This window comes from Streptomyces sp. NPDC044719 (genome assembly GCF_056433405.1).
This window is the reverse complement of the sequence record NZ_JBWKHE010000006.1, coordinates 129,467-141,928: the sequence shown is the minus strand read 5'-3', so window position 1 is coordinate 141,928 and position 12,462 is coordinate 129,467. Positions and strand designations below refer to the sequence as shown.

Genomic DNA, 12,462 nt, shown 5'->3' with positions numbered 1-12,462 from the left:
AGCAGGGTGAGGCGTCGCCACCCGCTACGAGGAGGCCGCGCCCCCCTGCGCCAGCAGCTCGACGATCCCCGTGCCGTCCTCGTCGCCGTGCCCCAGGGCGAGGCGGCGCTCCATCAGGGCCATGTACGGGGTCAGCAGCTCAGGGCTGACGCGCTGCTCCTCGGCCGTGCGCAGCAAGGTGGCGTTGCCCTTGACCTGCATCGCGAGGTTGGAGACGACGTTCCTGGTGTAGTCGCCGCTCTCCAACTGGTCGGCGGTCTGGTGCACGGCCGGGGCCATCGCGGTCAGCCAGTCCATGAGCAGCGGCGCGAAGTCCTTCGGCGCGATGTCCTCCGGGCGGATCAGCGCGAAGGCGTGTGTGACGCCCGCGAACATGCCGCTCATGGCGCTCAGCAGCGCCACGTCGTGCAGCGCGGCGAAGCCCGGGTCGGCTCCGACATAGCGGGTGCCGACCGGGACGGCCAGGGTGTCGCGGTGCTCCTCGAACAGCTCGGGGGAGCCGCTGTAGAAGACGTAGCCGCCTGCTTCCGGCTGCCCCACCATCGGCGGTACGGCCATGATCCCGCCGTCCAGGAAACGGGCGCCCCGGGCGTCGGCCCAGGCGGCGCGGGTGCGGCCCTCGGTGGGCGTTCCGGTCGTGAGGTTCACCAGGTCGCGTCCCGCCAGATCGGCCCCTTCCAGGGCTTCGCCCACGGAGGCGTCGTCGAGCAGGCAGGCGATCACCAGGCGGTTCGCGGCCACCGCCTCGGCGGCACTCGCGGCCACGGCCGCGCCCTCGGCGGCCAGGGCCTCGGCGCGGGCCGGGGTGCGGTTCCAGACGGTCACCGGGTGACCGGCGGCGAGCCAGGCGCGGGCGAGGGCGGTGCCCATCGCGCCGGCGCCGAGGAGGGTGAGGGGTGGGCGGGAAGCAACGGCGTTGTCAGTCATGGCGTTTAGAGTCGTCCGAAGGGAACGGCCTGCTCAAGTACGTACTTCGAAGTGGGTGGTTACCTGGGGGCAAGCGTGCAGGCAGCAGGGGAAGGGGCTGGGGCATGGGGACGACGGGGCGGCGGCCGGGTGCGTACATCTGCGGGATCGACGCGGCGATGGACGTGATCGGCGGCAAGTGGAAGGTGCTCATCCTCTGGGCGCTGAACGAGCGGCCCTGCCGCTTCGGCGAGCTGCGCCGGGAGCTGCCGGGCGTCACCGAGAAGGTGCTCGCCTCGCAGCTGCGGGAGATGGAGGCCGACGGCCTGGTGCACCGCGAGGCGTACGACGAGGTGCCGCCCCGCGTGGAGTACTCACTGACGCCGCGGGGCCTGTCCCTGAACGAGGCCTTGGAACCTCTCGGAGCCTGGGGGAGGGCCAACATCCTGGGAGGGTCACCGGCTCCCGGTCAGGTGCGCGAAGACGACCACGTTGCCCTGATAGCCGGTGGCCCGTGAGTAGCCGCCGCCGCAGGTGATGACCCGCAGCTCGGGGCGGCGGGCGGGGCCGTAGACCCTCTCGTCGGGGAAGTCCTTCGCGGCGTACGCCTCGACGGCGTCCACGGTGAACACGGCTACCGTGCCGTCGCGCCGGTCCACCTCGATCGTGCTGCCCTTGGTCAGGGCGCCCAGGCCGTAGAAGACGGCGGGGCCGTCGGCGTTGTCGACATGGCCGGCGACGATCGCGGTGCCCCGCTCGCCGGGGGTGGTGCCGGCCTCGTACCAGCCGGCGAGATTCCCGCGCTCGGCGGGCGGCGCGGCCAGGCTGCCGGTCTTCGTCAGACCGAGCCCGGTCAGGGGCGCGTTCACGCGGATCGCCGGGATGCGGATGCGATCCGGCGGCGACGGCGGCAGCGCTGGCGCGGCATGCCGCTCACCGGCCCGGCCGGCCTGGCCGGGCCGGAGTTCCTGCCCGTCCTGGCTGTCCTGCCCGTCCTGACCCGTGCGGGCCTGTGTGAGGGACGGCTCGGGCGGGGCGTGTGTCTCGGCGCCGTTGCGCAGCAGCCAAGCGCCGGAGCACAGGGCGAACAGCGTGACGGCCGCCATGGCGGCGTTGGCCGGATTGCCGAACGTGCTGCCGTACCTGGGGAATCTGCGCATGGCCGGCCCTTTCCTGATCTGCCCTCTGCGTTCCAGGAGCCCTGCGGGCCCCGTACCCCCCTCCGGGCCGCGAGGGGCGTCGGACCCGGAGGGGGAGGGGACATGCGGTACCGGCGACGGACAGCGGAGGGTGTCCGTCAGATCCCGTCGCCTCTCGCCCGGCGATGCAGGAGCCAGGTACCGCCCGCGGCGGCGACGGCGAGGGCCGCCACACCGGCCGCGGTCTGCACGGGATCGGGGCCCAGGGCGCCGCCGACCCCCGTCTTCACACTCCCCCTGGGATGTACCTGCTGGCGCACGGACGTCAGCGTGACCACCAGGTCCCCCGTGACCACCCGGCCGCTGCCGGTGCACGTCGCGGTGATCTCGTACGTCCCCGGCTGCGCGCTCGGCGGCACCCTGAACCGGCCGGTCGCGTCCTGGTCGTCCGGGCCCGGTGCCAGGCTGAGGGAACCGGCCCCGACCGCGCTGGCGTCACCCGTCGCCGTGCCGCCGTCGCCGCAGGCCGCCGTGCGCACGGTGACCTGCCCGCCCGGGACCACCGAGGAGGGGGAGACCTCCAGACCGCCGGCGGCGCCGTACGCGGGAGCGGCGGCGAGGGCCGCGGCGGCGACGGCGAGCGCGGTGCCGGCCAGCGGCCGGGCGGTACGTCGCATCGGTGCTCCTTCGAGCGGTTCGTTCGTGCACCTGCCCTTCCGAGGTAACGGGCAGCGCGGCGGCCGCGCTTTCTGAGGGGGCGTCAGAATTGGGGTGAATGGGTGTCGGGGGTGCTGGACCCGACGGCCCGCCGGAGGGTATTTCGGCAGGTCAAGGGTGCTGCCGCGTGCGGGGGCCGGAAAAGCCTGAGCAGCGCGTGTGAACGGGTGACCCGGTCAGGGAGTGCATCCGGGCTTGACCTCAACAAAGGTTGAGGTATGAGGCTGTGCCGTATGAACTCAGCCGTTACGCACGCACCCACCGCCGTCCGTTCCGCGACCGAGCCCCTCCAGGTGACCCTCGTCGTCGGCAGCAACCGCCACGGCCGCTTCGGTCCCGTCGTGGCCGACTGGCTCCTCGATCATCTCCGGGACCGGGACGACCTGGTCGCCGAGGTCGTGGACGTCGCCGAGGCCGAGCTGCCGATGTCCTTCGAACCGACCCCCGGGGCGACCGCCGCCCTCTCCGGCATCACCCCGAAACTGGCCCGCGCGGACGCCTTCGTCGTCCTCACCCCCGAGTACAACCACTCCTACCCGGCCGGCCTGAAGAACCTCGTCGACTGGCACTTCGCCGAGTGGCGGGCCAAGCCGGTCGCCCTCGTCTCCTACGGCGGACTGTCCGGCGGCCTGCGCGCGGTGGAGCACCTCCGCCAGGTCTTCGCCGAACTCCACGCCGTGACGGTCCGCGACACCGTCTCCTTCCACAACGCGGGCGCGTCCTTCGACGACGAGGGAACCCTGCTCGACCCCACGGCCCCGGACGCCGCGGCGAAGACCATGCTGGACCAACTGGTGTGGTGGGGCGAGGCGTTGCGGGACGCGAGGAAGACCCGACCGTACGGGGGCTGACCGGCGGTCCGGCAGGCCGGCGGTCCGTCGGTCCGGCAGGCCGGCTGGGCGACTGTCCGGCTGACCAGCGGACCGGCTGGGCGACTGTCCTGCGGACCTGCGGACCTGCGGACCTGCGGACCTGCTGACCGGCAGGGCGACAAACCGTCGGTCTGACCGGCGGACCGGCTGGGCGACCGGCCGGCGGACCAGCAGACCGGCGGACCGGCTGGGCGACTGTCCTGCGGACCGGCAGACTGGCAGCCGACTGTCCGGCAGACCGCTGTCCAGCCATCGGCGTCCGCCCTGCCGCTGAGGAGCGAGCCATGCTTCCGGCCGCCCTCGGGGTCCGCCCGCGCTCCGGGTCTGGCCTGAGCGGGCTGCGTGTGTCGCTACGGGCCTCGGGTGGCGTGTCGGGGACGCGTTTCGGTGCCTGCGCTGCATGCGTCCGTCTTCCTGCCGGCCGGGGGCATCGCGGGTCTCGGCCCGTCCTGGTGCCCGTACCCGTGTGCGGCCCGCCGGGCCGACGCCGCCTGCGTCGGCCCGCTAATGACCCCGGGCGCTGCGGTCACGACCCGCCAGGCGCCCTCGCATCTGGGCGCCCCGTTCCGCGCGCTCAGCTACTGACCGAGGGAGTGCACCCGCCCCGGCGCCCGCGCGCACTCCTCACCCCCGCCAATCCCCACCCGCAATCCGCCTCCCCCCGGCCCGTAGCCGCGAGGCCACAGCCGGGCCGGCGACATACACCCAGGCCCGGACCGTCGCCCCGTCCGCGGCCCGCACGACCTTGCGCTCGACGCGCTCGTACAGGCTGCGCGGATCGCCCGGTACGTAGTCCTCCAGCCGGTCCAGCTCCTCGAGCAGTGTCTCGTACGAGTCCGGCAGCGCGGTGATCAGCTCGCCGTTCACCGTGCCGCCACCTGGTTCGTCGACGGCGTAGGGGTAGCCGGGGCCGGCGTACAGCACCGCGTCATCGAGCCGTCCCGGGGCCTCGGAGCGGATGCGGCCCCGCAGGAAGAGGTCGTGGTTGACCTCGCCGGGGCGGAGCGTTCCGTAGACGAAGAAAGGGAGGGTCACAGGAACGATTCTGCACCCTCACACACCTGCACAACGGGCCTATGGACACGCCAGGTCAGGGCCGAATTAACTCGCGGTCAACATCAACGCCGCCCCCGGTCGACCCCACGCGACCGGGTGCGCCCGTATGAGGAGACCGATGAGTCGGATACGTCCCGTCCGAGGTTCCCGTCTCGCCACCGCAGGCGTGGCCGCCACCGGCGTCGGCGCCCTGGTAGCCGCCGTACTTTCCCCCACCGCCCAGGCGGACGAACGGCCGACCCGGTCCGACGCGATCGAGAGCGCGGAGACGGTCCTCACCGACCGGGCCGCGGAACTGGGCCTGGGAGCCGCCCAGGAGACGAAGGTCCGGGACGTGGTCGTCGACGAGGACGGTACCCAGCACGTCCGCTACGACCGCACCTACCACCGACTCCCGGTCCTCGGCGGCGACTTCGTGCTCCACCTGAACCCGGACGGCACGTACCGCGGCGCGAACCGCGCGACGAAGTCCGCGCTCTCCATAACCAGCGTCACCCCCAAGGTGACCGCCCCGAAGGCCGCCGACCTGGCCGCGAGCCTGCTGCGCGCCGCACACCTCGGCGAGACCCTGAAGAAGCTGACCGCCAAGCCGCGCCTGGTCGTCGACGCCCTGCACGGCGCCCCGAAGCTGGCCTGGCAGACCGACGCGGTCGCGCACGACGGACTCGGCAACCCCGTCGGGCGCACGGTGCTGACCGACGCGACGACCGGTGACCGAATAGACGCCTGGGACACCATGGAGACGGTGTCGGGCGACGGCAAGTCCCTCTACGGCGGCACGGTTGCGCTGGAGACGACGAAGTCCGGGTCGTCGTACGGTCTGAAGGACGCGACACGCGGCGGCACGTACACCGGCGACGCGGAGAACAAGACGGACCGGTGCCTGCTGACGGTCTGCGTGGCCCGCGCCCCCGCGACGCTCTTCACCGACGCGGACAACCACTGGGCCACGGGCACGACCTCCGACCGCGCCACGGTGGCGGTGGACGCGCAGTACGGCACGGACGTCACCTGGGACTACTACAAGAACGTCCACGGCCGCAGCGGCATAGCCGGCGACGGCAAGGGCTCGTTCAACCGCGTCCACTACGGCAAGAACTACAACAACGCCTTCTGGGACGACAACTGCTTCTGCATGACGTACGGCGACGGCGACGGCAAGCAGCTCGGTCCGCTGGTGTCGCTGGACGTGGCCGGGCACGAGATGTCCCACGGCGTCACCTCGAAGACGGCGGCGCTGACGTACTCGGGCGAGTCCGGCGGGCTGAACGAGGCCACCTCGGACATCTTCGGCACGCTGGTGGAGTTCCACGCCGGCAACGCCAAGGACCCCGGTGACTGGCTCATCGGCGAGAAGGTCGTCCGCTCCGGGCTCGGCCGGGAGGCCCTGCGCCGCATGGACAAGCCGTCGAAGGACGGCAAGTCCGTCGACTGCTGGAGCGACAAGGTCGCCGACCTCGACGTGCACTACTCCTCGGGTGTCGGCAACCACTTCGCCTACCTGCTCGCGGAGGGCAGCGGCGCCAAGACGATCAACGGCGTCAGCCACTCCTCCCCGACCTGCGACGGCACCACGGTCAAGGGCATCGGCAAGGCCAAGCTGGGCAAGATCTGGTACCGCGCCCTGACGGTCTACATGACGTCCTCGACCGACTACGCGGCCGCCCGCAAGGCGACCCTGAACGCCGCGAAGGACCTCTACGGCAGCGGCAGCACGGAGCAGAAGGCCGTGGCCGCCGCCTGGGGCGCGGTCAACGTGGGCTGAGTCGCCCCTCACGGTCCCGGCCCCCTCACAACACTCGGTGGTGTCCGCAGTTCGGGTGCGGACACCACCGAGGCCTGTGCCGGGAGGGTCCCGCTCCGCTGCTTACTCCCAGACCACCACGTTGCGCCGCACCGGCACGGACGAGGAGCCGGTCGCGAAGAGCTCGGGTGAGTGCGCCCGGATGCGCTCGATGTCGCTGAAGACGGCGCGCAGGTGCGTACGCATGGCCGCGCGGGCCAGTGCGAGGTCGCCGCTGACGACCGCGTCGAAGATCTCCCGGTGCTGGTCGGCGAAGACCGCGGGGGAGACGTTCTCGTGCAGGCCCAGCCGGCGGGCCCGGTCCAGGTGGCCCTTGGCCGCGGCTACCGTGGTCCACACGTTGCCGTGGCCGCCCAGCCTCATCAGGCCGTGGTGGAAGGCCTCGTCCAGCTCGAAGAACTCCTCCAGGCCCAGCGGTGTGCGCTGCTGACGTGCGAGGTTGTCCCGCAGTTCCGCCACGACCGACGCGTCCAGCTCGGACGGCAGGGCGTCCAGCGAGGCCAGTTCGACGGCCTCCCGCAGGAACTGCGCGTCCGCGACCTGCGCCGGGTCCACCCGGGACACGAACGAGCCGATCTTGGGGAAGATCTGCACCAGCCCGTCCTGGGCCAGCAGGATCAGGCTCTCCCGCACCGGCGTCCGGCTCACGCCCAGGGACGCGGCCAGCTCGTTCTCCGACAGAGCGGCGCCCGGGGGGAGTTCGAGGGTCAGCACCATCTGACGCAGCTTCAGGTAGATGGAGCGCCGGCTGGTCCGCCGGTTCGTCTGGGCCATGTGCACATCCTACGTATCGAAGCGAGGGTATTGCTCCCCTGTGCGACAGGTGCTTGTATACAAGCACTCCACGACAGGGAAGGAGAGCCCTCAGTGAGCACCATCGAGCGCGTCGAGGTCTTCGTCGCCTCTCCGGGCCGCACGTTCGTCACCCTGCGCGTCACCACCTCGGACGGGGTGACCGGCCTCGGCGACGCCACGCTCAACGGGCGCGAGCTGGCCGTGGCGAGCTATCTGCGCGACCACCTCGCCCCGCTGCTGATCGGCCGCGACCCGGCGCGCATCGAGGACACCTGGCAGTACCTCTACAAGGGCGCCTACTGGCGGCGCGGCCCGGTCACCATGACCGCCATCGCCGCCGTCGACACGGCCCTGTGGGACATCAAGGGCAAGACCGCCGGGCTCCCCGTGTACGAGCTGCTCGGCGGCCGCTCCCGGGACGGCGTCCTGGTCTACTCGCACGCCAGCGGCACGGACGTGCCCTCCCTCCTCGACGACGTCGAGCGCTATCTGGAGCTCGGCTACAAGGCGGTACGCGCCCAGGCGGCCGTCCCGGACGTCGGCGGCACCTACGGCGTCCGCAAGGGCAAGGTCTACGAACCGGCCGCGACCGATCTGCCCGACGAGCAGCCCTGGGACACCGAGGCCTACCTCGGCTTCGCGCCGTCCTACCTGGAGGCCGTACGGGAGCGCTTCGGCTTCGGCTTCCACCTCCTGCACGACGTGCACCACCGGCTGACCCCGATCGAGGCGGCCCGCTTCGGCAAGAGCGTCGAGGCCTGCCGGCTGTTCTGGATGGAGGACCCCACCCCGGCCGAGAACCAGGAGGCGTTCCGGCTCATACGGCAGCACACCACGACGCCGATCGCCGTCGGCGAGGTGTTCAACTCGATCTGGGACGTCCAGCACCTGATCACCGAGCAGCTCATCGACTACGTGCGCACCACCGTGGTCCACGCGGGCGGCATCACCCACCTGCGCCGGATCTTCGACCTCGCCGCGCTCTACCACGTACGCACCGGCTCGCACGGCGCCACCGACCTCTCCCCGGTCAGCATGGCCGCGGCCGTGCACCTCGACCTCGCCGTGCCCAATTTCGGCATCCAGGAGCACATGGGCCACCCCGACGAGGCCGCCGAGGTGTTCCGCACGGGCGTCACCTTCGCCGACGGCATGCTGCACCCCTCGGACGAGCCGGGCCTCGGGGTCGAGTACGACGAGAAGGCCGCCGAACGCTTCCCCTACCAGCGGCGCTATCTCCCGGTCGCCCGCCGCCTCGACGGCTCGGTGCACGACTGGTGAGCGGCGTGAACCGCGTGAACCAGCTGAACCGCGCCGCGCTCGGCGCCCTCCCGGCCGCCTCGCGCCCCCGCGTCGACCCCGCCGGACTGCGCACCCGCGTCGTCCACTTCGGCATCGGCGCCTTCCACCGGGCCCATCAGGCCGTCTACACCGAGAACGCCGTCGCCCACTCCGGCGAGCCCTGGGGCATCGCCGCCGTCGCTCCCCGGTCGACGGCGACCGTCGACGCCCTGCGCGCCCAGGACTGCCTGTACTCGGTGACCGAGCGCCGCGCCGAGAACGGCGTCTGCCGGGTCGTCGGCGCGCTGACCGGCGCGTACGCGCTCGGGCGGGACGGGGCGGCCGTCGACGCCCTGCTCGCCGACCCCGAGGTGACGGTGGTGACGCTGACGATCACGGAGAAGGGCTACCGGGCCGCAGGCCCGGACACGGTCGTCGGGCGCCTCGCCGCCGGGCTGGCCGCGCGGATGCGCTCCGGTGCCGCCCCGGTCAGTGTCGTGTCCTGCGACAACATGGCGGACAACGGCGCCGTGCTGCGGACCGCGATCCAGGACGCCGTGCACGCGGCGGGCGGGCGGGACCGGGACCGGACCCTGGAACTGATCGACCGGCATGTGGCCTTCCCCGCCACCGTGGTGGACCGGATCGTCCCCGCCACCGCCGCGGAAGACCGCACGGCGACGGCCGCCGCGCTGGGCGTCCACGACGCCCTGCCCGTGAGCGGTGAACCGTATCGGCAGTGGGTCCTTCAGGACCGCTTCACGGCCCCGCGTCCCCCGTGGGAGCTGGACGGCGCCCTCCTGGTGCCCGATGTCGCGCCCTACCAGCTGACCAAGCTGCGGCTGCTCAACGGCGCGCACTCGGCCCTGGCCGCCCTCGGGATCGCCGCGGGCCGCACCACCGTCGCCGACGCGATGGCCGACGGCTGGGGCGAGCGGCTGGTCAGGTCCCTGTGCGCCGAGGTCGCGCCCACGCTGCCGGACGGCGGCCCGGACCCCGCCCGGTACGCCGACGACCTGGTCACCCGCTTCCGCAACCCGGCCGTCCGCCACCTGCTGCGGCAGATCGCCTCGGACAGCTCGCTCAAGATCACCGAACGCTGGCTGCCGGCCCTGCGCGCCCTGCGCGAACGCGGTACGGCCACCCCGGTCCTCGAACTCGCCCTGGCGGGCTGGGTGAACCTCACCCGGGACCACGACATCCCGGACCCCGCCCGGGACGCCCTCGCCGCCTGCTGGCACACCGGCGCGGACGACACGGCCGCCGTCCGCGCGCTCCTCACCACCGTCGGCGCGCCCGACCTCGCCGGCGACTCCGGGCTGGTCACCGCCGTGGTCCGGCATCTCCCCGCCCTGCGTGCCGGACACGTGGACCTCTAGGCACCCACAGGATCGTCCCCGCTCACGAACAACGGAGTTCACGATGAAGGACACCACGACCAAGGCCGAGCAGGCCGGCGGCGTGCGACGCACCACCCGTGACCTGACCAAGGCCGCCGTGTCGGGCTGGCTGGGCACGGCCATGGAGTTCATGGACTTCCAGCTGTACTCGCTGGCAGCCGCGATCGTCTTCAACAAGATCTTCTTCCCGGACGTCAGCCCCGCCATCGGCCTCATCGCCGCGATGGCCACCTACGGCGTCGGCTACGTCGCCCGGCTCGCCGGCGCGGTCTACTTCGGCAGAATGGGCGACCGGCTCGGCCGCAAGAAGGTCCTGACGATCACCATCCTGCTGATGGGCGCCTCGACCACCCTCATCGGCGTCCTGCCCACCTACGCGACCATAGGCATCCTGGCGCCCGTCCTGCTCGTCGTCCTGCGACTCGCCCAGGGCTTCGGAGCGGGCGCGGAGATCGCGGGCGCGACGGTGATGCTCGCCGAGTACGCCCCGGTGAAACGGCGCGGTCTGGTCGCCTCGCTGGTGTCGCTGGGCACCAACTCGGGGACGCTGGCCGCCTCCGGGCTGTGGGCGGTGCTGCTCGCCGTGCTCAGCGAGGACCAGCTGCTGTCCTGGGGCTGGCGGCTGCCCTTCCTGCTGAGCTTCGGACTGCTGCTGTTCGCGGTGTGGCTGCGGCGCAACCTCAAGGAGAGCCCGGTCTTCGAGGAGCGGCCCGACGTCGTGGACGGCGTGGCGATGAGCCGGCGCGAGGTGGAGACGGCCGTCACGAAGGGGGCGGACGACGACGCCGGGCTGCTGGAGGCGGGCCTGAAGCAGCGCAAGGGCAAGGCGTTCTTCCTGGCGCTCGGGCTGCGCTTCGGGCAGGCCGGCAACTCCGGGCTGATCCAGACGTTCCTCGTCGGCTACATCGCCACCGAACTCTCGGCCGAACGCTCCGTACCCACCGACGCCATCGTGTACGGGTCGCTGCTGGGCTTCCTCACGGTGCCGGCCATCGGGATGCTCGGCGACCGCTTCGGCCGCCGCCGGATGTATCTGGCGCTCACCTCGCTGACGGCCCTCGCCGCCTTTCCGCTCATGATGCTGATCACCTCGGGCAGCACGCCCGCCCTGATGCTCGGCATGGTCCTGGGCCTGAACCTCGGCGTCCTCGGGCTGTTCGCGCTGGAGAGCGTGACCATGGCCGAACTCTTCGGCTCCCGCACCCGGTTCACCCAGCTCGCGCTGGCCAAGGAGATCGGCGGCGTCCTCGCCACCGCGATCGGGCCGGTCCTGGCGGCGAGCCTCACCGCCGCCACCGGAAGCTGGTGGCCCATCGCGGCGATGCTCGTCGTCTACTCCCTCATCACCCTCGTCAGCGCGCTGCTCTCGCCCGAGACGCGCGGACGCGACCTGGTCCGCCTGGAGGACGCCGCATGACCGCTGTCACCGCCATGAAGGCCGTCGTCGTGCACGGCGCCGGTGACGTCAGGATCGACGAGCGGCCCCGGCCCGAGCCCGCGCGGGACGAGGTGCTGCTCGCCCTGGAGTGGGGCGGCATCTGCGGCTCCGATGTCGCGTACTGGAAGAAGGGCGCCTCCGGCACCGCCGCCCTCGCCCACCCGCTGGTCCTCGGCCACGAGTTCGCCGGCCGGGTCGCGGCGCTGGGCTCCGGGGTGACCGGCCTGTCGGAGGGCCAGCCCGTCACCGTCCACCCCGCCCAGCTCGTCGGCGAGCCCTCGGAGCGGCTCGCCGGGCGCACCAACCTCCACGAGCGGGTCCGCTACTTCGGCTCGGCGGCCCTCACCCCGCACACCGACGGCGGGTTCAGCGAGTTCCGTACGGTCCGCGCGGACCAGGTCCGGCCGCTGCCCGAGGGCGTGGACACCGAGTCGGGGGCCCTCGCGGAGCCGCTGGCGGTCGCCCTGCACGCCGTGGGCCGGGTGCCGTCGCTGCGTGGCCGTACGGTCCTGGTCAACGGGGCCGGTCCGATCGGCTCGCTGGTCGTCGCGGCCGCGAAGTACCGCGGCGCGGACTCGGTGTGCGCCGCCGACCTGTCCTCAGCGTCGCTCGCCGTGGCCCGTCGGATGGGCGCCGACGCGACGGTCGACGTCTCCCGGGGCGAGGAACTGCCGCACGACGTCGACGTCGTCTTCGAGGCGTCCGGCGCACCGGCCGCGCTGGGGGCGGTGCTGCGGGCCGCGGCCCGGGGCGGCACCGTCGTACAGGTCGGGAACCTGCCGGGCACGGCCGAGCCCGCCGTCCTGGGCGACCTGGTCACCCGGGAGATCACCTGGATCGGCTCCTACCGTTTCGTCGACGAGATCGACGACGCCCTGACCGCCCTGCGCGACGGCCTGGACGTGTCACCCGTCATCAGCCACCGCTTCCCCCTGGAACAGGCCGAGCGGGCCCTCACGGTCGCGGCGGACCCGGCGAGCGCGAGCAGCAAGGTGATGCTGCGGCTCGGCGGGGGAACGCCGGTCGTCCTCTGACAGCACGCTTGTAGTCCCAC

12 protein-coding genes are annotated in these 12,462 nt (G+C 72.6%); 7 read left to right on the top strand and 5 right to left on the bottom strand.

Going from position 1 to position 12,462, the window contains the following annotated elements:
- Nucleotides 1-24 precede the first annotated feature (24 nt).
- Nucleotides 25-927 (bottom strand): NAD(P)-dependent oxidoreductase, encoded by a 903-nt coding sequence (locus AC07DF_RS24260; RefSeq protein ID WP_478975015.1) that lies wholly within the window; start codon nt 925-927, stop codon nt 25-27.
- 104 nt (nt 928-1,031) lie between these two features.
- Here AC07DF_RS24260 and AC07DF_RS24255 point away from each other — a divergent pair, with 104 nt between their 5' ends.
- The gene (locus AC07DF_RS24255; RefSeq protein ID WP_478975013.1) at nt 1,032-1,424 is read left to right on the top strand and encodes a winged helix-turn-helix transcriptional regulator; all 393 of its coding nucleotides are present in this window, start codon (nt 1,032-1,034) and stop codon (nt 1,422-1,424) included.
- Here the strand turns inward: AC07DF_RS24255 and AC07DF_RS24250 are convergent.
- Both AC07DF_RS24250 and AC07DF_RS24245 read right to left on the bottom strand, forming a co-directional pair.
- Nucleotides 1,362-2,066, bottom strand: a complete 705-nt coding sequence (locus tag AC07DF_RS24250) for a class F sortase (protein WP_478975010.1) — start codon at nt 2,064-2,066, stop codon at nt 1,362-1,364. The two genes, AC07DF_RS24255 and AC07DF_RS24250, sit on opposite strands and share 63 nt — an antisense overlap.
- A 137-nt stretch (nt 2,067-2,203) precedes the next feature.
- A complete protein-coding gene (locus AC07DF_RS24245; RefSeq protein WP_478975006.1) occupies nt 2,204-2,722 on the bottom strand; it encodes a hypothetical protein in 519 nt (172 codons plus the stop codon).
- A gap of 273 nt (nt 2,723-2,995) precedes the next feature.
- Here AC07DF_RS24245 and AC07DF_RS24240 point away from each other — a divergent pair, with 273 nt between their 5' ends.
- Nucleotides 2,996-3,613 (top strand): NADPH-dependent FMN reductase, encoded by a 618-nt coding sequence (locus AC07DF_RS24240; RefSeq protein ID WP_478975003.1) that lies wholly within the window; start codon nt 2,996-2,998, stop codon nt 3,611-3,613.
- Between the two features lie 645 nt (nt 3,614-4,258).
- Here the strand turns inward: AC07DF_RS24240 and AC07DF_RS24235 are convergent.
- The gene (locus tag AC07DF_RS24235) at nt 4,259-4,669 is read right to left on the bottom strand and encodes a gamma-glutamylcyclotransferase family protein (RefSeq protein ID WP_478975000.1); all 411 of its coding nucleotides are present in this window, start codon (nt 4,667-4,669) and stop codon (nt 4,259-4,261) included.
- Between the two features lie 139 nt (nt 4,670-4,808).
- On the opposite strand from AC07DF_RS24235, the gene AC07DF_RS24230 reads away from it, so the two are divergent.
- On the top strand, nt 4,809-6,455 hold the full coding sequence (locus AC07DF_RS24230; protein ID WP_478974997.1) for a M4 family metallopeptidase: 1,647 nt from the start codon (nt 4,809-4,811) through the stop codon (nt 6,453-6,455).
- A 102-nt stretch (nt 6,456-6,557) separates the two neighbouring features.
- Here the strand turns inward: AC07DF_RS24230 and AC07DF_RS24225 are convergent, their stop codons facing one another.
- Nucleotides 6,558-7,268 carry a GntR family transcriptional regulator gene (locus AC07DF_RS24225; RefSeq protein WP_478974994.1) on the bottom strand — a complete coding sequence of 237 codons (711 nt, stop codon included), beginning with the start codon at nt 7,266-7,268 and terminating at the stop codon, nt 6,558-6,560.
- A gap of 93 nt (nt 7,269-7,361) precedes the next feature.
- Between AC07DF_RS24225 and manD the strand changes: the two genes are divergently transcribed.
- The 4 genes from manD to AC07DF_RS24205 are packed head-to-tail and all read left to right on the top strand — an operon-like array spanning nt 7,362 to nt 12,442.
- Nucleotides 7,362-8,570: a D-mannonate dehydratase ManD gene (gene manD / locus AC07DF_RS24220; protein ID WP_478974991.1), complete on the top strand. Its 1,209-nt coding sequence runs from the start codon at nt 7,362-7,364 to the stop codon at nt 8,568-8,570.
- A gap of 5 nt (nt 8,571-8,575) precedes the next feature.
- The gene (locus AC07DF_RS24215; RefSeq protein ID WP_478974988.1) at nt 8,576-9,949 is read left to right on the top strand and encodes a mannitol dehydrogenase family protein; all 1,374 of its coding nucleotides are present in this window, start codon (nt 8,576-8,578) and stop codon (nt 9,947-9,949) included.
- A gap of 43 nt (nt 9,950-9,992) precedes the next feature.
- The gene (locus tag AC07DF_RS24210; RefSeq protein ID WP_478974985.1) at nt 9,993-11,387 is read left to right on the top strand and encodes an MFS transporter; all 1,395 of its coding nucleotides are present in this window, start codon (nt 9,993-9,995) and stop codon (nt 11,385-11,387) included.
- On the top strand, nt 11,384-12,442 hold the full coding sequence (locus AC07DF_RS24205; RefSeq protein WP_478974982.1) for an L-idonate 5-dehydrogenase: 1,059 nt from the start codon (nt 11,384-11,386) through the stop codon (nt 12,440-12,442). Before AC07DF_RS24210 ends, AC07DF_RS24205 begins: the two co-directional genes overlap by 4 nt.
- Nucleotides 12,443-12,462 lie beyond the last annotated feature (20 nt).